The organism is Bartonella sp. OT172YNZD (assembly GCF_042193725.1).
Classification (GTDB): domain Bacteria; phylum Pseudomonadota; class Alphaproteobacteria; order Rhizobiales; family Rhizobiaceae; genus Bartonella; species Bartonella grahamii_A.
Genome location: NZ_JBHILZ010000076.1, coordinates 1 through 831, shown reverse-complemented (window position 1 = coordinate 831; position 831 = coordinate 1). Strand labels below are relative to the sequence as shown.

Annotated in this window: 2 protein-coding genes and 2 pseudogenes; all 4 read left to right on the top strand. The window is 45.0% G+C overall.

Features of this window, described 5'->3' with window-relative positions; all coding sequences use genetic code 11:
• Positions 1-114 (top strand): annotated as a pseudogene (locus ACFIJS_RS09085) (transcriptional regulator); the annotation flags it as partial.
• A gap of 73 nt (positions 115-187) precedes the next feature.
• Positions 188-328 carry a hypothetical protein gene (locus ACFIJS_RS09080; protein WP_375651295.1) on the top strand — a complete coding sequence of 47 codons (141 nt, stop codon included), beginning with the start codon at positions 188-190 and terminating at the stop codon, positions 326-328.
• Entirely contained in the window at positions 312-710 is a 399-nt protein-coding gene (locus ACFIJS_RS09075; protein ID WP_375651293.1) for a hypothetical protein, read from the top strand. The genes ACFIJS_RS09080 and ACFIJS_RS09075 overlap by 17 nt, the downstream gene beginning before the upstream one ends.
• A pseudogene (locus tag ACFIJS_RS09070) lies at positions 710-831 on the top strand (chromosome partitioning protein ParB); the annotation flags it as partial. The gene ACFIJS_RS09075 and the pseudogene ACFIJS_RS09070, both read left to right, overlap by 1 nt.

The following is an 831-nucleotide window of genomic DNA, read 5'->3' as shown; positions in this document are numbered from 1 at the left end:
GAGCAGGTTTTTAGCGACCGCTACCCCAAAAGTCGCCGTCGCATTTTTAAAGCAGCAAAACATGCCAACACAGATTCGCGTGCGCATTCTGCTTTGCGCGGTAATGCTGCTTAAACTTCGTTACATGGCTTTGCGCTTTTGCGCATTTGCCATGAATTTAAATACCATAAGATAAAAAGGTTTATCAATGTCTAAAGATCAGTACGAAATAGGCAAGATAAATTGCATAGAGTTGCATCATAGAACAGCCGTTTGGAAGGGTTGGTTCTGGCGATTAGATGGTGGTCATATTGTTTTTATAGGGGGTGGTTATGGTTGCTGCTTGTAATTTATGGACCCCAGAAGCCAGAAGCGATATCGTTAATCCTTATTCAGAAGTTGAACGTTTACAGGTGATGCTTTCCTGTTCTTTAAAAGCCGTGAGTAGTGGATTTAAGCATCTGCCGATCCGGTATATTATTGACCCCCCGCATGGCTTATTTGATGCAGCGTTAGCACGACAGATTGTTATTCATATTTTGCATTATCAGTTTGAGGTGCCACGGCGGCGTATTGTTGCGATACAGGCACGTCAGCGGACTTCTATTTCTCTATCTATGCAAGTGATTAACCGGCGTTTGGAAGAACCCGTTTTTGCGAAAGCTTATCGAAGATGGGCAGGGCGTGCGATGGATTTGTTCTTTAAAGAGATCAGAAAGGCGGGGGCGTGATGGCACAGTTTCAAAAGCTTGCTCTTGATGTGATTGTGGTGCCGGAGCGTATACGCCCTGTGGATGATGAGCATGCCAAGGCACTTGCACAATCAATAGTGCGGGAGGGATTGATGAATCC